This is a genomic window from Zoogloea sp. (assembly GCF_017302315.1).
In the GTDB taxonomy this organism is placed as follows: Bacteria; Pseudomonadota; Gammaproteobacteria; order Burkholderiales; family Rhodocyclaceae; genus Zoogloea.
In genome coordinates, this window is record NZ_JAFLDT010000049.1 from 1 (window position 1) to 19886 (window position 19886).

Annotated in this window: 19 protein-coding genes and 1 pseudogene; all 20 read right to left on the bottom strand. The window is 65.9% G+C overall.

Annotation, left to right across the window (positions count from 1 at the left end; translation table 11 throughout):
- Positions 1-166 precede the first annotated feature (166 nt).
- Complete coding sequence (locus J0L98_RS14290; protein WP_296412444.1) at positions 167-1102, bottom strand: catechol 2,3-dioxygenase; 936 nt, start codon at positions 1100-1102, stop codon at positions 167-169.
- Between the two features lie 66 nt (positions 1103-1168).
- Positions 1169-2212 (bottom strand): 4-hydroxy-2-oxovalerate aldolase, encoded by a 1044-nt coding sequence (dmpG, locus tag J0L98_RS14295; protein ID WP_296412445.1) that lies wholly within the window; start codon positions 2210-2212, stop codon positions 1169-1171.
- A gap of 204 nt (positions 2213-2416) precedes the next feature.
- Entirely contained in the window at positions 2417-3331 is a 915-nt protein-coding gene (locus J0L98_RS14300) for an acetaldehyde dehydrogenase (acetylating) (RefSeq protein ID WP_296412446.1), read from the bottom strand.
- Positions 3328-3543, bottom strand: coding sequence for a tautomerase family protein (locus J0L98_RS14305; protein ID WP_296412447.1), 216 nt, complete (start codon positions 3541-3543; stop codon positions 3328-3330). Before J0L98_RS14305 ends, J0L98_RS14300 begins: the two co-directional genes overlap by 4 nt.
- A 52-nt stretch (positions 3544-3595) precedes the next feature.
- Positions 3596-4393: a 2-oxo-3-hexenedioate decarboxylase gene (gene dmpH, locus J0L98_RS14310; protein ID WP_296412470.1), complete on the bottom strand. Its 798-nt coding sequence runs from the start codon at positions 4391-4393 to the stop codon at positions 3596-3598.
- A gap of 63 nt (positions 4394-4456) precedes the next feature.
- Positions 4457-5248 (bottom strand): annotated as a pseudogene (gene dmpE / locus J0L98_RS14315) (2-oxopent-4-enoate hydratase); the annotation flags it as partial.
- Between the two features lie 119 nt (positions 5249-5367).
- Positions 5368-6828 carry a 2-hydroxymuconic semialdehyde dehydrogenase gene (locus tag J0L98_RS14320; RefSeq protein WP_296412448.1) on the bottom strand — a complete coding sequence of 487 codons (1461 nt, stop codon included), beginning with the start codon at positions 6826-6828 and terminating at the stop codon, positions 5368-5370.
- Positions 6829-7387: 559 nt separating this feature from the next.
- Positions 7388-8173 (bottom strand): hypothetical protein, encoded by a 786-nt coding sequence (locus tag J0L98_RS14325; RefSeq protein ID WP_296412449.1) that lies wholly within the window; start codon positions 8171-8173, stop codon positions 7388-7390.
- A 157-nt stretch (positions 8174-8330) separates the two neighbouring features.
- Positions 8331-9386: a phenol 2-monooxygenase domain-containing protein gene (locus J0L98_RS14330; RefSeq protein ID WP_296412450.1), complete on the bottom strand. Its 1056-nt coding sequence runs from the start codon at positions 9384-9386 to the stop codon at positions 8331-8333.
- 10 nt (positions 9387-9396) lie between these two features.
- Positions 9397-9753 (bottom strand): phenol hydroxylase subunit P4, encoded by a 357-nt coding sequence (locus J0L98_RS14335; protein WP_296412451.1) that lies wholly within the window; start codon positions 9751-9753, stop codon positions 9397-9399.
- Positions 9754-9909: 156 nt separating this feature from the next.
- Positions 9910-11430 (bottom strand): aromatic/alkene/methane monooxygenase hydroxylase/oxygenase subunit alpha, encoded by a 1521-nt coding sequence (locus J0L98_RS14340; RefSeq protein WP_296412452.1) that lies wholly within the window; start codon positions 11428-11430, stop codon positions 9910-9912.
- Between the two features lie 14 nt (positions 11431-11444).
- On the bottom strand, positions 11445-11714 hold the full coding sequence (locus tag J0L98_RS14345; RefSeq protein WP_296412453.1) for an MmoB/DmpM family protein: 270 nt from the start codon (positions 11712-11714) through the stop codon (positions 11445-11447).
- 9 nt (positions 11715-11723) lie between these two features.
- The gene (locus J0L98_RS14350; protein WP_296412454.1) at positions 11724-12716 is read right to left on the bottom strand and encodes an aromatic/alkene monooxygenase hydroxylase subunit beta; all 993 of its coding nucleotides are present in this window, start codon (positions 12714-12716) and stop codon (positions 11724-11726) included.
- Positions 12717-12740: 24 nt separating this feature from the next.
- The gene (locus tag J0L98_RS14355) at positions 12741-12977 is read right to left on the bottom strand and encodes a phenol hydroxylase subunit (protein ID WP_296412455.1); all 237 of its coding nucleotides are present in this window, start codon (positions 12975-12977) and stop codon (positions 12741-12743) included.
- Positions 12978-12984: 7 nt separating this feature from the next.
- Positions 12985-13914 (bottom strand): catechol 2,3-dioxygenase, encoded by a 930-nt coding sequence (locus tag J0L98_RS14360; RefSeq protein WP_296412456.1) that lies wholly within the window; start codon positions 13912-13914, stop codon positions 12985-12987.
- Between the two features lie 45 nt (positions 13915-13959).
- On the bottom strand, positions 13960-14274 hold the full coding sequence (locus J0L98_RS14365; RefSeq protein WP_296412457.1) for a 2Fe-2S iron-sulfur cluster-binding protein: 315 nt from the start codon (positions 14272-14274) through the stop codon (positions 13960-13962).
- Positions 14275-14583: 309 nt separating this feature from the next.
- Positions 14584-15936: a DUF1329 domain-containing protein gene (locus J0L98_RS14370; RefSeq protein WP_296412458.1), complete on the bottom strand. Its 1353-nt coding sequence runs from the start codon at positions 15934-15936 to the stop codon at positions 14584-14586.
- A 27-nt stretch (positions 15937-15963) separates the two neighbouring features.
- Positions 15964-17607: a DUF1302 domain-containing protein gene (locus J0L98_RS14375; protein ID WP_296412459.1), complete on the bottom strand. Its 1644-nt coding sequence runs from the start codon at positions 17605-17607 to the stop codon at positions 15964-15966.
- 11 nt (positions 17608-17618) lie between these two features.
- A complete protein-coding gene (locus J0L98_RS14380) occupies positions 17619-18716 on the bottom strand; it encodes an aromatic ring-hydroxylating dioxygenase subunit alpha (protein ID WP_296412460.1) in 1098 nt (365 codons plus the stop codon).
- Positions 18717-18787: 71 nt separating this feature from the next.
- Positions 18788-19753, bottom strand: a complete 966-nt coding sequence (locus tag J0L98_RS14385) for a PDR/VanB family oxidoreductase (RefSeq protein ID WP_296412461.1) — start codon at positions 19751-19753, stop codon at positions 18788-18790.
- Between the last annotated feature and the right edge of the window lie 133 nt (positions 19754-19886).

Below are 19886 nucleotides of genomic sequence, written 5' to 3' on the forward strand. Positions count from 1 at the left end.
GCACCCGGTCCTGCAGGGCCGCCAGGGAGTCGGCACTGCGCGCCACCGCCACCACGCCCAGGCCGGCGGCGGCGAGGCGATCCACCATGGCGTTGCCAAAGGCGCCAGTGGCACCGACGACGACGGCCAGTTCTTCACGCTTGTTCATGTGCTTGCTCCTTATGGTTCAGCCGGTCAATACGGTCAGGAAGCTCTCCCGGACCACGTTGTCCTGGGCGAAGGTGGCATGCCCCAGCTCGGTGGTGTCCCAGGTGAGGGTCGGGGTGTCCGGGTAGTGGACGTAGCCGCCGGAGAAGACCTCGTTGCGGTTGCCTGACGGGTCGAAGAAGTAGATGGTTGCGCCGCGGGTGACGCCATGGCGGTTGGGGCCTACATCCACCGGGATGCGGTACTTGCCGATCAGATCGGCGGCGTAGATGACGTCGGTGACCGATTCGAGCAGGAAGGACACATGGTGGAAGCGCCCCGGCGTGGGCTGCAGCACGAAGGCGATGTCGTGGGGCTTGGTGGAGCAGCTCAGGAACAAGGCCAGGGACTGACCACCCTCGGCATCGATGAGGCGCTCACTCAGATCAAAGCCGAACACCTCGGTAAACAGCCGCGCCGACTCGTCGATGTTCACACCGCCCAGCAGCGCATGGTCGAGGCGGTTGATGCGGAAGCCGCGGATCACTCCCTCGTCAGGCATCACGCCCGGGTTGAGCAGGGGCAGGCTGTTGCCGGTCTGCTCCTTGTGGGCATACAGCTGCATCACGTGGCCGCTGGGCAGGGTGAATTGCAGGCGCCGCCCGCTCTTGGGGTACACGCCGGCTTCAATGTGTTCCACCTGCAGGCCGAAGGCGCGGATCTTCGGCTCGAGCTCATCCATGGTGGCGTCGTCGAAGACCTTGAAGGCAAAGTAGTCCATGCCCGACGAGTCCGCCTCGCGCAGCACCAGGCAGTGGTGGTCGTGCTCGTCCCAGGCCTTGAAATACACCTGCCCGGCGGCGTCGGTCATGACCTCATGCAGGCCCATGCGTTTGCCGTAGTGCTCGCGGGCCTCGCCCATGTCGAGTACGCGTATCGCCACTTCGCCCATGCGAAGCAATCCTCTGAGTGCCATCTTTGTCTCCGTTGGTGGATGGGGGTGCTGCTGCGGGGTGCCTGCGTGGGCACCCCGTCCGTGTCTTCAGGCGGCCACGGCCTTGAGCAGGCCGCGCTCCCGGGCCATGGTCATGGCGGTGTCCATGATCATGTCTTCCTGACCACCGATCATCTTCTTGCGGCCCAGCTCCACCAGGATGTCCCGGGCTGAAACGCCGAAACGATCTGCCGCACGCTTCGAATGTAGCAGGAAGGTGGAGTACACACCGGCGAAGCCAAGGGTCAGCGATTCCCGATCGACGCGTACCACGTGTTCCATCATCGGCACGATGATCTCCTCGGCCACATCCATGAGCTTGAAGAGATCGACCCCGGTCTCGATGCCCATGCGCTCGCAGACGGCGGCAAAGACCTCGAGCGGGGTATTGCCCGCCCCCGCTCCCAGCCCCGCGGCGGAACCGTCGATGCGGGTGGCACCGGCCTCAATGGCGGCGATGGAGTTGGCGATGCCCATGCCCAAGTTGTGGTGGCCATGAAAGCCGATCTCGGTTTCCGGCTTGAGCACCGCACGCAGGGCGCCGACGCGGGCCTTCACGTCGTCCGGCAGCATGTAGCCGGCGCTGTCGGTCACATACACCGTGTGGGCGCCGTAGCTCTCCATCAGCTTGCCCTGGCGGGCGATGCCCTCGGGGTCGTTGAGGTGGGCCATCATCAGGAAGCCGGTGGTGTCCATGCCCAGCTTGCGGGCATAGGCGATGTGCTGGGGTGCGGTGTCGGCCTCGGTGCAGTGGGTAGCCACGTGCACGCTGCGGGCGCCGCAGTCGAAGGCGGACTGCAGCTCGCGCATGGTGCCCAGGCCGGGGATGAGCAGCACCGACACCTTGGCCTGGGTCATCTTCGCGGCCACGGCCGAGATGTATTCCTCGTTGCTGTGGGGGGCAAAACCGTGCTGCAACGAATTGCCGCCCAGGCCGGCGCCGTGGGTGACCTGCAGGTAGGGCACGCCGGCCGCGTCCAGGGCGGTGGCGACCTTGACCATCTGGTCGACGCTGATCTGTTCGCGCTTGGCGTGCATGCCGTCACGCAGGCACATGTCGTGCAGGATGATTTTCTTGCCTTTGAGATCCATGGGATTCTCCGATGTAAAAGGTCTGGCGGCGCTGCGGCACCCGGTAGGGGCGATTTCAGCTCGGATGGGCGACTGCGGCATCCGGTAGGGGCGACTTCAGTCGCCCGCGGACTTCGATCTGGGGGGTGCCGATGATCGACGCGTGGGTGGGCGACTGAAGTCGCCCCTACGAGTTGCTCCTACGAGTCGCCCCCGCGGTTGTGCCTATACGACGGGCTCCAGCTTGATGCTGCCCTTGAGGATCTCCTCGGCGAACATCTCGGCGGTGCGGGTGGCGGCAGCGGTCATGATGTCCAGGTTGCCGGCGTAGCGCGGCAGGTAGTCGCCCAGGCCGGCCACCTCCATGAACACCTGCACCTTGTTGCCGTCGTAGATCGGCCCATTCACCAGGCGGTAGCCGGGCACGTACTTCTGCACCTCCTTGATCATCTGCAGGATGGACTCGGTGATCTTCACGTGGTCCGGCTCGTCGTCGGTGAGGCAGGAGATGGTGTTGCGCATGATCATCGGCGGCTCGGCCGGATTGATGATGGCCAGGGCCTTGCCCTTGCGCGCGCCGCCCACCTTCTCGATGGCGCCGGAGGTGGTGTAGGTGAATTCGTCCAGGTTGGCCCGGGTGCCCGGCCCCACCGACTTGGAGGCCAGGCTGGCCACGATCTCGGCGTAGCCCACGCTCTGGATGCGCGACACGGCATTGACGATGGGAATCGTCGCCTGGCCGGCGCAGGAGATCATGTTGACGTTCATCTCCACTTTTTCCGCATGCTCCCGGAGGTTCACCGGCGGCACGCACAGGGGGCCGATGGCGGCGGGGGTCAGGTCGATCATCATCACACCCAGGGCATTGAGCTTGAGGCTGTTCTCCGCATGCACGTAGGCGCTGGTGGCGTCGAAGGCGATCTGGATGTTGTCTTCCAGGACATGGGGCAGCAGCCCATCCACGCCCTCGGCGGTGGTCTTCAGGCCCATCTCCCGGGCACGGGCCAGGCCTTCGGAGGCGGGGTCGATGCCGACCATCCACACGGGCTCCAACACCGGGCTGCGCTGGATCTTGTAAATCAGGTCGGTGCCGATGTTGCCCGAGCCGATCAGGGCACAGCGGATCTTCCTCGTGCTCATGCGGTTCTCTCCTGGGCCCGGGCGGCGGCGCGCTGGGCCATGGTCTGGCCGGCGACGTAAAAGCCGTCGCCAGCGTGTTCGGTGATGAGGATGCGCACCGTGTCGGCGCTGCACTCCAGGCTCTTTGCCACCGCCTCGGTCACCGCAGCGGCGACCTTGTTCTTCTGCTCGGTGGTGCGGCCCACCATCATGTGCATTTCGATGATTGGCATGGGGCTGTCTCCGGGGGTTGGGGGAAATGCGGTTTCTGGCATGGGCGCGTCGCTACTCGACGAAACGCATGGATACGCTGCCCAGCGCCTGGAAGCGGGCAATCACGTTGTCGCCGGGCTTCACGGCGATGGCCTCGGTGATGCCGCCGCTCATCACAAAGCTGCCGGCGGGCAGCCCTTCGCCCAGCTCGGCCAGGATGTTCACCAGCATGGCGATGGCCTCGGCCGGGTGGCCGAGCACGGCGGCCGAGGCCGCCATGGCCACCAGCTCGCCGTTCTTCTCCATCACCACGCCCAGGGTGGTCAGGTCGATGTCTTCCACGTAGCGCGCCCGGCCGCCGCCCACAAAGCGGGCCGACGAGCCGTTGTCGGCCACCACGCTGGGCAGGTCGAACTTGAAGCCGGAGAAGCGCGAATCGATGATCTCCACCGCCGGCAGCACGTAGTCGGTGGCGTCCAGCACGTCCTGGCGGGTGCAGCCGGGGCCCTGCAGGGCCTTCTTCATCACGAAAGCCACCTCGCATTCGACGCGGGGGTGCACCAGGTCGGCGGTGGAGATGGCCGAATTTTCGGGGCGGGCCATGCGGTCGGTGAGGAAGCCGATGGAGGGCACATTGACGCCCATCTGGATCATCTTGGCCTTCGAGGTCAGGCCCGCCTTCCAGCCCACCTGCGTGTGACCGGCCGCCAGGAAGCGCTGGCGCAGGGCCATCTGCACGGCGTAGCCGTCACCGATGGTCATGCCCGGGTATTCGTCGGTGAGCTTGGGGATGGCGTAGGCGCGGGTCTGGGCGCCTTCAACGCGCTCGCACAGGCGCACGACGTCTTCGCGGCCCAGGGTGAGGTTCATGCCGGCGGTGCCGCTGCCGGGTCGGGCCTCGCTGCCGGGTGCGGCCGCAGTGGTGGTAGCGGTGGCGCTCTGCCCCGCAAACTTCACCCGGCAACTGCCCAGGCCGCCAACGGTGCACACCAGTTCGTCGCCATCGACCACCGGTACCAGGGCCGACTGGGAGCCGGACAGGATCACCTCGCCGGCCTTGAAGGGGATGCCCAGCTCGCCCAGGGTGTTGGCCAGCCAGGCCACCGCGTTGGCAGGCGAGCCCTGCACCGCGGCGCCGACGCCGGTGGAGAACAGCTCGCCGTTCTTCTCCAGCACCATGCCGGCCAGGGTGAGGTCCAGCCTGCGCGGGTCGCCCCTGGTGTTGCCCAGCACGTACACGCCGCAGGAGGCGTTGTCCGCCACGGTGTCCTGGATCTTGATCTTCCAGTCGGTGATGCGCGAATCGACGATCTCGAAGCAGGGCAGCACGTAGTCGGTGGCGCGGATCACGTCCATGGCGGTGATGCCCGGGCCTTTCAGATCCTCCTTGAGCACGAAGGCCAGCTCGGCCTCGGCCTTGGGCTGGATCAGGCCGCCCAGGTCGATGGTGTCGCCTTCGGTGTACACCATGCCCGACAGCAGGATGCCGAAGTCGGGCTGGTACACGCCCAGGAAATCCTGCACCGGCTTGCTGGTGGCGCCGATCTTCTTGCCGATCACCTTCTCGCCGGCCGCCACACGGCGGGCCACGAAGCGCTCCTGGATGCGGTAGGCGTCGGCGATGCTGATGTCCGGCTCGCGCTCCAGCAGCGGGCGGATGGGGCGGCGGCTGACGAAGGCTTCATAAAGCTCGTCGCCGTATTGGTGGATCTTTTCGTCGTTCATGTTCATGTCCTTCCGGTACGGATGGGTCCGTCTGTGCTGCACGTCCGCAGGCGACTGAAGTCGCCCCTACAGGATCGGCGCCAGCCCGTGGGGTCGGATCTAGCCGACCGCCCTCCTGGTCACAGCTTCACGCAGATGTTTCGGGTCTCGGTGTAGAACTCCAGGGAATGCACCCCGCCCTCGCGGCCGATGCCCGACTGTTTCGACCCGCCGAAGGCCGTGCGCAGGTCGCGCAGGAACCAGCTGTTGATCCAGGTGATGCCCACCTCGATGCGCGCCGCGATGCGGTGGGCGCGGGCCAGGTGGGTGGTCCAGATGGTGGTGGAGAGGCCGTAGTCGGTGTCGTTGGCCAGGGCCACCACCTCGTTCTCGCTGTCGAAGGGGCGGATGTGGCAGCACGGGCCGAAGATCTCCTCCTGCACCACGGCAGCGGTTTCGGGCAAGCCGGTCCAGATGGTGGGCTGCACCCAGGCACCCTCGGCCAGCTCGCCGGGCATGTCGGGCACGCCGCCGCCGGTCACCACGGTGGCGCCCTCCTCCACCGCCTTGCGGTAGTAGGACAACACCTTCTGGCGGTGCTCCTGGCTGATCAGGGGGCCGTAGTTGGCGGCCGGGTCGTCGGGCCGGCCAAACTTCACGGCCTCGACCTTGGCCTTGAGGGCCTGCACAAAGCGCTCGAAGATGGGCCGCTCCACATACACCCGCTCGGTGCCCAGGCACACCTGCCCCGTATTGAGGAAGGCGGAGCGGAAGATGCCGTCCACCGCCGCATCAAAGTCGGCGTCGGCAAACACGATGCCGGCGTTCTTGCCGCCCAGTTCGAAGGACACGTCGCGCATGCCGTCGGAGGCCGCCTTCATGATGGCCGCACCGGTGCGGGTCTCGCCGGTGAAGGTGATGGCATCCACGCCCGGGTGACGGGTCAGGAACTCGCCGGCCGAATCCGGCCCGAAGCCCTGCACCACGTTGTAGACGCCCTTGGGGACGCCCACCGCGTTCATCACCTCGCCCAGCAGGGCCGCCGTGTGGGGCGACTCCTCGGAGGGCTTCACCACCACGGTGTTGCCGCAGGCCAGCGCCGGACCCACCTTCCAGGTCATCAGCAGGAAGGGCGCGTTCCACGGACTGATCACGCCCACCACGCCCTTGGGCACGCGGACAGCGTAGTTGAGGGCGCCCCGGCCGTCGGGCGTGGACATCTGGAAGGTCTCGGTGGGCACGTTCTTGATCACGTCGGCAAAGACCTTGAAGTTGGCCGCGCCGCGGGGGATGAACACATGGCGCATGACGTGGGAGGGCTGGCCGGTGTCGGCCATCTCGGCGGCCACGAAGTCCTCGAAGCGGCGGGTGATCTCGTCGGCCACGCCGTAGAGCAGATCGACACGCTGATCCACGGTCAGTCCGCCCCACTCGCCATGGAGGGCTGCGCGGGCGGCACATACCGCCGCGTCCACCTCGTCGCGCCCCGCCTCGGTGATGCGGGCGATCACGCTGTTGTCCAGGGGCGAGCGCTTCTCGAAGGTCTTGCCGCTGAGCCCGGCGGTGTATTCGCCGCCGATGAAGTTCTGGATGAGACGCATGCTGTCCTCGATTGGAAGTCTGGAATCGCCGTACCTTGGGGGCTGGCATGGAGATCAGTCTACGAACCGGCACCAATACCGTCCAATACCTAATAACAACAACCTCATTACCGTCTAGGTATGAACTTAAGGGCACGCAACGGCAGACTGTCCGCTGGGGTGTGCTTTTACCGGTGGGCCTTCTTCACCTTGAGCTGGCCGGGATTTTTCCACGGCCGCGTTTGCACACCCGGCCGGCTACGGCAGCACGGAACTCGCCCTGCGGGCTCAGACAGCCGCGCCGGCCGCCCGATGCGAGCAGTGTGTAGGGGCGACTTCAGTCGCCCGCAGGTGCCAGACCGAAGTCCGCGGGCGACTGAAGTCGCCCCTACATGAACAAGAAAGGGGTCGCCTGCCGGGGCGAGACCCGGCCAACTCCACGCGGAAAAGTGGAAACCCGCCCAGTAAAGGCTCAAACGCAGTGCGACCACCAAGACCACCTGGACAACACTGCCTCGTCAGGACCGCAGCGTTATACAACACCCTCGTCAAGGCGCCTGCGAAGCAGCAGGTATCGCCCTCAGGCCTGCAGGAAGCCGCTCAGGCGGGTGAAGAAGTCCTTGTCGCGCTCGTACTGGGCACTGGAGATCTGTCCGCGATGGGCCTCCAGGGCGGACAGGAAATCGCTGACGAGTCGGCGGTAGCTGTCGATGTCGTCGGCCTTGTAGGCGGTGGGCACGTTCTGCCCGTCGATCCGCAGGCCATGGACGGCACCATGCATCATCAGGCTGTAGGTGAGCACATCGCCGTCCTCCATGGAGGCCGTCGTCTGGAACCATGCCTCGCGAACGGCGGCGGGAGCCTCCCTGGGCGGGAAGTGGGCGACGAGGGCCGCCCCGACTTCCTCAAAGCCATCGCGATTCATGTCAACGCCATAGCCCTCGGGCAGGAGCAGGTTGCGCGCCCCCTCCTCGCTGATGGCACCCACGTCGATGGGGTCGGCGAGGCAGTGGTTACGGCGAACCGCCTCCAGTTCCTCGGCGGAGAGACTGCGGAGGAACTGGCGGGCATTGCCCATGGCGCCGCTGCCATAGGCTTCATCGAGCACCCGGGCATACCGGGCCTGACTGTCGGAATCCACGCCCCGCAGGGCGGACAGTTCGACATGGGTGCGCCCGAGGATGGCCTCAAGGGCCTCGGCGGAGGTCGGGCCGGCAGCGCTCGCGCCGCTGGCGGTATCCGCAACTCGGCCCTCCGCAGCCGCAAAGGCCGACTGAAAGGTCTGGTAGAAGCTGCTGTCGGGTGTCTGGCTGTAGCTGCGGCGTTGGGATGCGGTGATCGGCTGACCCACGGCACGGATATCCATTTTCTGCCTCCGAATCGGTAATTGTTGCCGACAGGCGGAATCGCCTGCCGGTCCGCAGGGGTGCGGGAGTGATTCGAAAGACACTATGCACGATGCGTACCGAACTGGGCCGGACCCTATCGGGCGGGCGGCCCCGCCCTTCCGACGCCGCGGCCTCTCACAGGGCCTTGAACAGTGGGCTGCGCACCTGCTGGGCGTCGGCCGCCGAGATGAACTTCTCGGTGTAGATGTCGCGCTCGAACAGGCGGCCCTGCATCAGGGTGCTGATGCAAGCCTCGATCATCAGCGGCGGGCCGCACAGGTAGGCCTTGTGGCCGCGGAAGTCGTTGTCGAAGGCGACCTTGGCGGCCTCGTGCACAAAACCACGAAAGCCCGTCCACCCCGACGCTTCCGGCTCATGGGACAGGGCCGGTACGTAGCGGAAGTTGGGGTGCTGCTCCGCCAGGGCCAGGAAGTCGTCGTGGTAATAGAGCTCGTCCCGACTGCGCTGGCCGTACACCAGGGTGATGGGTCGGTCGAAGCCTTCCGCCAGCAAGTCCAGGATCATCGATCGGGGGCTGGACAGACCCGACCCGCCGGCCATGAAGAGCACCGGCACATGGGCCGACTTCTTCACGAAGAAGCGGCCGTAGGGGCCGGTGATGCGCACCCGCTCGCCAGCCCGCATCTTTTCATGTACGTAGGTGGTGCCCTGGCCACCCGGCACGATGCGGATGTTGAGTTCCACCTCACCATTGGCCGACGGCGGGCTGGCGATCGAGAAGGCGCGGCTGCCGATGCCACCGGGCAGTTCAAGATTGACGTACTGGCCGGCCTGGAAGCGGATCGGTGCATCGAGCCGGATCCACACCCCCTTGATGGTCGGGGTGAGGGTTTCAATGCGCGTCACCACGCCCTCGAAATCCCGCACGGGCAGGTTCTCGGCGTCCGGGTCTTCGTCGATCTCGGCCTCGATCACCAGGTCGCTCTGGGGCATGGCACAGCAGGCGAGGCACTTGCCCTCGTCCCGCTCGAAATCCATCAGGGCAAAGCTCGAGGCCTCGCCATGCTCCACCTCGCCGTCCGCCACCTGCACCTTGCAGGTGGCGCACAGGCCGTGGCAACAGGCGTGGGGCAAGTAGATGCCGGCGCGCAAGGCCGCGTCGAGGATGGTCTGCCCCTCTTCGATTTCGATGGTCTGGCCGAGGGGCTCAATGGTCAGCGCATAGCTCATCGCCCTGTCCTCACGCGGCGGCCGACAGGCTGTTGAGCCCAGGCGTGCGAAAGCGCAGTTGCGTCTTGTGGGTGATGCCGTTGGCTTCAAGACTGGCAGCGAAGTCGGGCACCCAGGGCTGGTTGGCCTTGAGCCATTCGACGCTGTGCCAGTCGATGGCGGCAGCATCCGGATCGGCCTGCACGAGCATGCTCAGCGGGCCGCTGACCAGCTCGCCGAAGGGCATCCCGGGCGGCACGCACAGCAGGAAGGGGGCCGCAAACAGCAGGTGGCGGTCCCAGCTCGCGTAAACAAGTTGCTTGCCGTGAAAGTTCTCCACGCGGTCGCGGGGAGTGGCGATGTAATCCTTGATTGCAGCTACAGCCATTTTGAGTCTCCTGATTTCTTGTATTGCGCCGTGCGAGGTTTGCGGACGCGACGCGTAGGGGCGACTTCAGTCGCCCATCCGCCCGTCGATCATAGGCAAGCCCTTGATCGACGTCCGCGGGCGACTGAAGTCGCCCCTACAGGTCGCCCGCCGCTGTTACTGGTTGGTGGTGGCGAGGCCGCGCCAGGCTTCGAAGTTCTTCTGGTCTTCGGAGCCGGCGTAGTCGCCGTTGTCCTTGCCGTCGAGCAGGCTGACCCACTTCATCCACTCGCCCAGGTCCCCGTTGATCGGGTCCTGGAAGAGCTGGGGCATGGGCAGCCAGGCCTGCACGTATTTCTCGGGCTCGTTCTCGAAGATGTGCTGGCAGCCGTCGGAGCAGAAGTGATAGGTCTCGCCTTCGTGGACCGTCTCCCGGTGGCAGGTCAGGGTGGGGTCGTCGGGCTCGGTGAACACGCAGGGCAGCTGGCAGGTCTGGCATAGCTTGGCGAGGCCGTAGTTCTTGAACTGCGTGCCGGCGTCGGCGAGCTTCTTGATGTGCTTCCAGCGCGGCCGGTAGTACGTATCGAAGGTGTCCGGATACTTGGCCGACAGCCAGTTCATGTCGTCTTCCGACGGGATCCAGCTATGGAAGGCGGTACCGAAGCTCCACTGATACAGGCCCAGCATGAACTGGTGGGACATGTGATCGATGGCCTTTTCGGCGTCGTCCCAGCCCCGGGGCGGCTTGATGCCGTAGCGGGCCAGATCCTTGAACAGGGCGCCACCGTTTTCGATGCCGTAGATGTTCCAGGCCTCGCGCCAGGACATGACGCGCTTGGGCAGCATGTAATCCATCATGGTACTGACCAGCCCGAGCACGCGGAAGCCGCGCCAGAACCACTTGTCGATCCATTCCTGGACGATGGGCAGGTTGTCCGGGTCCTGCTCGAGCATGAACTTGATGCACTCCAGGCCCAGGGTCATGTGGCGGGCTTCGTCGGACTGGGCCGAGAAGCCGAAGGTTACGGTGGCCATGTCGCCGTTGTAGGCCGCGCCCGACATGAAGGGCACGAACAGCAGGTTGGTCAGCACGTACTCGAAGCTGAAGCCGATGGCGATCATGAACTCGAAGGGGCCGGCCGACATGGAGTCGTCGAAGAAGGAGCGGGCCACCGAGGTGTACCAGATGCGGTCGCGGGTGTCGGCGAAGGCGTGGAAACCGTTGTAGTAACGGTTGTAATTGGACATCGCGTGGATCTGCGTCTGGGCGTGGCGAATCTCGTCGATGGCCTGCATCTGGCACGCCACCTGGGTGCCGACACCGGGGAACTCGCGACCGACGCGGGCAAAGCCCTTGTGGGCGGCGTATTCACCCGGGCTGATGGCCTGCAGGAAAATTTTCAGGGCCGACAGGTAGCGGGCGTCGGTGAGGTTGAGGTGGCCGTTGTTCTGGGCGTGGGCGTCGATGATGGCGTAGAACTTGCGCTCCTTCTCGGCCTGGTACTTCCAGTAGGAATCCATGGTCAGGCGGAAGGGGTCTTCCCACTTGTCCCAGTCATGGATCTTGATGCCCTCGTAGCCCACGTAGGGGAAGACCTCGTCCTTGCTGTGGTAGGTCGGCTCCCAGCCCAGGTCGCGGGTCATCAGCTTGTACTTCTCTTTCAGGCCGAGTTTTTTCTTGGTGACTTTCATGTCCATGGCGGTCTCCTCTTTCAGCTGTTCCAGCTCAGGGTCAGGGTGTCGTCGTCCTCGCTCACGTGGCCGGTGAGGGAGATCAGATTGATGTGCAGCTCCTGCAGGTCGAAGTCGCGGCCGACCTGCTCTTCAATGGTGGCCTTGCGAATCACCAGCGTGCCCTCGGCGTCGATCTTGACCATGGCCGGCTGGCGATGGACGACGGCGTGGGGGTTGTCGATCTCGATGGCCTCGATGATCGGGCGGGTGTCTTCGTTGGTCTGCAGGGCAATGAATACGGTGGACATGGCGGCCTTTCAGAGGACGATGCCGGTTTTCTGGATGCGCGCCTGGAAGGCGGCGAGCTGCTCGCCGACGGCTTCGTCGGCATCGGCACCGAGGGCCAGCTCGACGATGGGCACCATGGCCGACGCAGCGCGGGCACTCCAGCCGCGGGTCCATTCGGCGAGCAGGTCCCGGTTGGCGTCGGATTCGGCGGCCGCCACCTTGAGCACGGCATCCACCCATTTGCGGGTCTCGTCAAACCAGTCGCTCATGAACTGGGTGAGCATGGCCACCGCCGAGGCGCCCTGCACCGACAGGTGCTTGTCGACGATGCGCTCGTACACCAGCGGATAGAGCAGGCCGTCGAGGGCCACGTTCTGGGCCACGAAGAGCTCGAAGGGGTCGCGACACACCAGGCAGTCCTCCACGTAGCGGCGCAGGGGCTGCCAGGCGGCGGCGTCGAGCCAAGCGGCCTTGCCAGCGTCGAGGGCGTCGGCGTCACCGAGCAGGAGGCCCAGGCGCGACAGGTACTGGGCGATGCCCAGGTTGTCCATGGCGTGGTACATGCACGGCTGGGTGAAGGTGGTGCCGAAGCCGTAGCCGCAGATGAAGGTGTTGTGCTGGTTTGCGCCCCAGGCGGCATGGCGCAGGGGCACCAGCACCTTGAGGGCCACGTCACGCAGCGCGTCGGAGAGCATGTCCCCCAGGCCGCGGCTTTCAACGAAACTGAAGTTGGCCTCGGCGGTCTCCTGCTGACGGGCGCGGGTCAGGGTGTAGGTGCTGTAGTAGAACTGGCGCGGGTCTTTCAGCGCGTACCAGTCGGCCATCACGATGCGGCTCAGGCTGGCGTCGTAGAGCTGGTGGTCCGGGTCCCAGGTGGGCCTGTAGTGCAGGTTCTCGGCGGCCTGGATGTCGTAGCTGCCCTCCTGGTAGCGCGAAGCGGGCTTGTCGCCAAAACGGCGCACCAGATGGTCAAAGGCCTGGCGCCGGGGGGTGATGGCGACCGTGCGGAGGTCGATCTGCATGGTGGGTGTCTCCTGTTGTTCGGATTATCTGAAGCGGGTGTGGGTGGCATCGGCGAGGCGCCAGTCCCAGTCACCCGGAGGAGCGTCGGGGTCGCGAGGCGGCAGCAATTCCACCCGGTTGGCAAGGCAGAACGCGGTGAAGGCCTCGCGGGGGAGGATCATCTCGACGAAGACCTCCGGCTCGCCGATGGCAAACTCGAATTCGACGAAGCCATCGGGACGCTCGCCCGAGGGGCGCACGAAACGGCGGGTGGTGTCCATGCCGGCCTCAGCTCACGACCGTCAGGAAGGTCTCGTGGAGCTTGCGCTGGGGGTAGTCGAGGCCCTGGCCGAAGTTGTCAAAGGTCCAGGTCATGGTCTCGTAGTCCGGGTAGGGCAGATGGCCGCCAAAGAAGGTCTCGAAGCGGTTGCCGGACGGATCCCAGGCATAGATGGTGCAGCCGCGGGTCACGCCGTGGCGCGTGGGGCCGATGTCCACCGCCACCTGGTTCATGGACATGATGTCGCCGGCGCGCAGCACCTGGTCCCAGCTCTCCATCAGGAAGGAGCAGTGGTGCAGCTTGCCCGGCTCGGGATACTCGGCAAAGGCGATGTCATGGACCTTCTGCCCACAGGACAGCCAGATCGCCGCGTTGCCCTGGCCATCGGGCGTCAGCACCCGCTCCACCAGGTAGAAACCCAGCACCTCGGTGAAGATCTTCTGCACCTCGGCCACCCTGGGGCCATAGAGCAGGGCGTGGTCGAGGCGGATCGGGGCGATGCCGTTGTCGCGGGCCTTGCTCCAGGGCGCCGGGTTGATCAGCGGAATGCCGTTGCCCACCTTGTCCTTCTCGGCGTACAGCTCCATCACGTGGCCCGAGGGCAGCGTGAAGCGCACCCGCTCGCCGGTGGCCAGCATTTCGCCGGCGGGGATGCGCTCGGTGGTGAGGCCATAGGCCTGCAGGTCGGTCTCGAACTTGTCGAGGGTCGCCTTGTCCAGAACGCGGAAGCCGAAGAAATCCAGGCCGGCCCGGTCCGACTCGCGGATCACATAGCTGTTGTGGTCGCGCTCGTCCCAGCATTTGAAATACACGCGGCCCTGGGCGTCACGGCCGGTTTCCACCAGGCCGAGCACGTCCCGGTAGAAGCGCACGGCCTCGTTCAGATCAAGCACACGCACCTGGGCGTGGCCCGGGCGCAGAACACCAGTCATTGCCATTTCTCGTCTCCTCTTTATCGGTATGGATAGGTCAAACGCAGTTCATCAAACGGTGGCCGGCCCGCAGACGCGCGTGTGCAGCTTGCCGATCACCTTCAGGGAAAGATCACTGGCCGGGTACACCCGGCAGGCCAGCAACCTGTGGCTGGCCCGGTCGTCATCGCTGACGTGGTCCCGGCTCATGGCCCGGGTGTGAAAGTCGCCGGACAGCACTTCCACCTTGCACACCCCGCAGCCTCCGCCCCGGCAACCCACCGGAATCCCCCGCCGCCCGAGCCGGGCCATGGCCGACAGCAGGGATTCATCCCCGGTGCAGGCGTAGTGTTCGCCGGTGTCGGCGATGGTCACGGTGTGGGGCATGGGGTGTCTCCATCTCGTCGCTTTACATTCTTGTAGAGGGCGGCTTCGGATCAACAGATCTGATGCCTCCACAAGGACAACTAATGCAGCCGCCGTGCCACATCTGGCAAAGGACTGATTCGAAAAGGGAAAGCAGGAAGAACAGGGGAGAGCCGCCAGCCCCGCGCCTGACGGATTTGTCCGCCAGGCCGGGTGGGGTGACAAAAAGGTAAAGCTGCAGTGCAGCAAGCCGGGCGAGTGACCGCCCGGATGTGCGCCGGGCACTGCGGCGGACCGCAGTGCCCGGCACGGGGGCTTCAGCGGTCTGCTTCAGCGGTCTGCGTCGGCGGCAGCGGCGTCGCCGGTAAAGAAGGACTCGTTCTTGCGCGGCACCACCCGGTAGGCCTCGTCCTGGAACAGGCCCTGCACGGTGCTCATGGTGCCGGCCTGCAAGTTGTGGATGGTGACGGGCTTGGCCAGCACCGCCGGCACGGCGGGTACGAAGAAGTTGGGCACCATGGACGTGCGCCACAGCTTGCCTTCCGAGTCATAGCCATCCACCAGGGCGAGCAGCCAGGTGTCTTCATCGAAGTAGTAACGGCGCTTGGGCACGGCGTGGCGCTTGCCCGAGACCACCGTGGCCTCCACTTCCCACACCCGGTGCAGCTCCCAGCGCAGCTTGGCGGCATTGAGGTGGAATTTGTCGTAGGCCTCGGCCTCCTTCGCCGTCACCAGCTCGTTGTTGCTGTACGGGATGTACATCTCGCGCTTGCCCACCAGCTTCCATTCGAAGCGGTCGGGATGGCCCATGTAGCCCATCACCTCGTCGAAGTAGTTGGCCCCCGAGGACACGAAGTCGGGCGTATCGTAGGCCACCGTGGGCGCCCGCCGCACCCGACGCTGGCCCACCAGATACTGCCAGGCCTGGCGCGGGGCCTTGGCGTTGATGCTGTCCCGCAGGACCAGGGATTCTCCGGCCTTGAACGGGGGCGCCGTGGTGTTGAAGCGCTGGATGAAGTACTCGCCGCTCCAGCCCTTGGCCGAACCCTCCTTGTAGTAGTAGGGATGCTGGAAGAAATTGTCGGTGCGGGTGGCCAGGGTGCGGGCACCATTGGCGGTGCCGACGATGTTCTTCGAGCCGAACTCCACCGACTCGGGCTCGATGCGCAGGATATAGTTCCAGATCACTTCGATGCCCGCCTTGGGGATGGGAAAGGGCACACCCCCAAAGCAGCCCTCCACCGACAAGCCGCCTTCCACCGTCCTGCAGGCAGTGGCGTTGCGGGCAGTGGCGTCATACACATGCTGGGGCGCCACGGCGGTGCGATGGGTGGGGTACACATTGACCCGGAAGGAGTCCGGGTACTTCCTGATCAGCGCCTGGGTACCTTCGGAGAGCTTGTCGGCGTACTGGGCCAGGTTGGCCGCGGTGATCTGCAGGGTGGGCTTCTCGCCGGGGAAGACGCTCACCGGCACGTCGCCCACCTTGGTGCCGGCCACCTTGGCACCGCCCCCACTCCAGGCGGGAATGCTGCCGTCCTTGTTGCCGGCGCGCTCACCCCCCAGGGGCGTGAGGGTGGTCTTGAGCTGGGCGGCCTCGTCGGCGGACACCGCGGCGAGCGCCGGCTGAAACTGGGCCAGTGCACCGACCACGACCAGATGGATGATTGTCTTGCTCTTCATGTTGGGATTCCTCTTGTAGGCGGGTGATCAGAAGCTGCGCTGAATCGACAGCGACACGAAGTCGCGATCCCCGTGGAAGTTCTGGTAGGAATTGAGACCGGCGGGCGTGGCCACCGAACCGGCCGAGCCGATGTAGTGGGTGTAGTTGAGGCCTACATGCCAGGCCTTCTGATACACGGCCTTGGCCCCCAGGCTGATGCTGCCGCCCTGCTCCGCCGGGAACAGCACACCATTCACCGACGAGCGTCCGAACAGGCCATAGCTCACCCCGATGGGTAGCTGCAGGTCGGTCTCGGGCAGCACCTGGAAGTACTCCGGCGTGAACACGAACTGCACGGCGCCCGCATCCCGGGTGGCATTGGGGTCCAGCGCCTCGGGGTTGTCGGTTACGCGCAGGCGGCGGTTGAAGGCAAACTCGCCGAGAAACGAGGCCCCGTCCCACAGGGCGTTGGCCCCCAGCACGCTGACCGCCGAGAGGTTGAGGTGCAGGGTGTCGCCCTTGGGAAAGCGGGCGTTGCTGCCTCCATCGGCGGCCGGGTCGTTGATGGGGAAGATGAAGCTGCCCGCCGCCACCAGGGGCTGGTTGCTGCGCACGGACAGCTCCCCCGCCACATTGGTGTCCCCGAACAAGGTGCTGAAGCTGCCACCCACCGTGCGGATGTTGCGCCCGAAGACCATCACGTAATCCTGCGGCACCACGCCGCCGGGGCCGGCGTTGAAGCGGGCGTAGAACTGGGGCAGCTTTTCGTGGAAGGTGGCGGCATACAGGCCGTACTCGCTGTCGCCGGACTTGAAGCGCACCTGCATCCCGCCCTGCCCCGCGTTGCCGGGCTCGATGTCCTTGCCGCGCCGCGCCGGGCCATAGGGCGTGTACAGCAGCTCGCCGCCGTCATCCACGAAGTCGGCAAAGCTGAAGTAGCTGCCCGCCGCCGGCAGGCGCGACTTGCGCCATTCCGGCTGGATGTAGGCCCCCACGATCACGTCGGGCGTGATCTGTAGCTGGGCCGACACCTGTCCCACCGGCCGCGCCACCTCCTTGAACTGGGAGTTGGGCACGGACAAGGCGCGGGCCAGGTCCAGGGGCGTCTGGGCGCCGGCAATGCCGTTGTTGCCGAAGAACAGGCTCTCGCCGTAAAGCTGGGTGAAGCGGCCCGCCTTGAGGTTGAGGTTCATGTCCCCCAGCGACTGGCGGGTATACACAAAGGCATCCAGCACCTCGGCATTGCGCCCGTGGGTGATGCGCGTGTGCTTGTTGAAGCGGTCGTAGGGGCCGCTCTGGTTGAGGCCGGGCGCGTCGGCGGCGCTGCGGTCGTTGCCGTGCTGATACACGTCGTCATACCACCCCGCCGCACTTACCCGGAAGCCGCTGTCGCGCTTGTAGCGCACCCCCAGCTCGGTGAGGATGTCGAGCCGGTTGGAAATGAGCCCGCGGCTGAAGTTGCGGTCGCCGTCATTGGTGTTGACCTGGGGCGTGAGCCCGGCCAGGCCCGCAGGTGCCACGCTGTCGCTCACCCCGCGCACCCGCCAGGCGGTGCTGTATTTGAGGGTGGTATCCCAGGAGATGGCCAGATCGGGCGAGTCCGAGTCCACCGTGAAGGCCAGGGCCGGCCCCGACAGGGCCATGCCCGTACAGGCCCAGGCCACCGCGCGGGCAAGAAGCTTGATCTGCATGCTCGACCCCCTCAGACGCGCTCGACGGGGCGGCTGTCCGCGGCGTCGGGCTGGCTGCGCCGCACTTCGTCGGCAATCACGCTGCGCAGGATGCGCCGCGCCCGCACCGCCCCCACGTCGCTGCTCAGCAGCACCGGGTTGAGGCTCAGCAGGTCGGCGTTGCCGATGGTGGCGTACTGGGCATCCACATAGGGGCCGTCCTCGTCCACAAAGGCGTCGTGCATGCCCTTGATCTTGGCGGCGTTGTAGTCGGCGTCCTCCACCAGATGATTGCGGCGGGTGGCGAAGAAGTAATGGGTGGTGCCGTCGGTCTCGGGGGTGGTGGTGTGCAGGTCGTACTGGCCCACACAGTCAGCCAGATCCAGCGCGGCCTGGTCGTCCTGGGTGGCGCCGATCTGCAGCTGCACGGTGGTGGGCGCCATGAACTTCACCTCCACAAAGTGCCGCGCCTCGGCCATGGGTTCGGGCAGAAACTGGTTGAGGATGAAGATGGGCGGGGTCTGCCTCCACTCCCAGCGGGTGGCCACGCTGCTGTCGGTCTCCTTGACCTGAGGCACCTGGGGGGTGAGCTGGCCGCGGGTGGAGATGATCTCGCCATGCAGGTGGTCCACGTGGCTCAGATCCATCACGTTGTCGGTGATCAGCTCGTAGTAGGTCTTGCGGTGCATGTAGGTAAAGCCGACCCCGTTGGGATGCCCCTCGGTGAGGGGGCTGAAGTCAGGCAGCTTTGCCTCGTCGGCCGGGGCGTCACCCATCCAGATCCACACGAATCCGAAGCGTTCGAGCAGCGGGAAGGTGCGAACGCGGGCGGCACGGGGGATATGACCGTTGCCATGGGGGTTGCGGGTGCAGGCGCCGCTGCAGTCGAACTTGAGGCCGTGGTACTTGCACATCACCTCGTCGCCATCGCGCACGCCCATGCTGAGGGGTACGAAGCGGTGGGGGCAGCGGTCCTGCAGGGCCACCGGACTGCCATCCTGTTTGCGGTAGATGAGCACCGGCGTGTTGAGCAGCGTGCGCGCAAACAGGCCCTCGGCGCTCACTTCGGTGGACAGCGCGGCGACATACCACGCGTCCCTGAGGTAAGTGACACTCTTCCTTGTCTCCATTTTTTCTTCTCCAGGTGGAATGGCCGGGCAGGCGCCCGGCAGCGGAAACATGACGGCGTCTGCCGCCATGCTTACAAATCGATGGTCAGGGTCGGGCTGTGGGCGCGGGAGCAACAGGGTGTGAAGCAGCGGTTGGCATCCCGCTCGGCCACGCTGAGGAAGACGTCCCGGTGATCAGGCACGCCATCAAGCACCGGCAGCAGGCAGGCGCCGCAGATGCCCTGCTCGCAGGACACATTGACGTCCACCCCGTGGGCCAGCAGGGCCTGGGCGGCACTCTCGGCGGGGCCGACCGGCACGCGCACGCCCCGCCGGGCCAGGATCAGCTCGAAGCCGCCGGTGGTGCCGGCCGGCCGGGTGGGGGCAGAAAAATGCTCGAAATGCACCCGCGCCTCGCGCCAGCCCGCCCGCCGGGCGGCGTCACACACATGACCGATGAAGCCCGCCGGGCCGCATACATAGAGATGGGCGTCGTCCCCGGCCTGGCGCAGCACACCCTCGGCGTCGAGGCGCCCGGCCTCGGGGGTGCTGTCGTGATAAAGCCGTAGCTGCGGGGCGTAGGCCGCCCTTGTCAGCACATCCAGGTAGGCGGCCCGCTCGGGGCTGCGGCTGCAGTAGTGCAGCTCGAAATCCCGCCCTTCCGCCTGCAAGGCCTCGGCCATGGCCAGGATGGGCGTGATGCCGATGCCACCGGCAAACAGCACCGGGCGGCCCTCGGGCAGCAGGGGAAAGAGGTTGCGGGGCGGGCTGATCTGTAGCGTGTCGCCCGGGCGGATATCCCGGTGGGCACAGGCCGACCCGCCCCGCCCGGTGCGGTCGTGGAGGATGGCGATTTCGTACTGCGCCAACGCCGGGCCGCTCCGGCACAGGGAATACTGGCGCAGCATGCCGTTGGGCAGGGCCACGTCGATGTGTGCCCCCGCCGTGCAGGCCGGCAAGGGCCCGCCGTCGAGAGGCGCCAGCACAAGACTCAGGACATCAATGGCAGGGTGGCGCACTTCGCAGACGCGAACGGCCAGCATGGGTTGAGAGCTCAACACAACCGGGTCTCCTTTGGGGTGAAAGTGCCTGGGCCACTGCGGGCCCTTGATCAGCACTTGGCAATCCCCGTGCCAGCGGTTGAGATCACTTCAATCTATTGATTCATAAATATTTCTGTTTTTCGCCCCT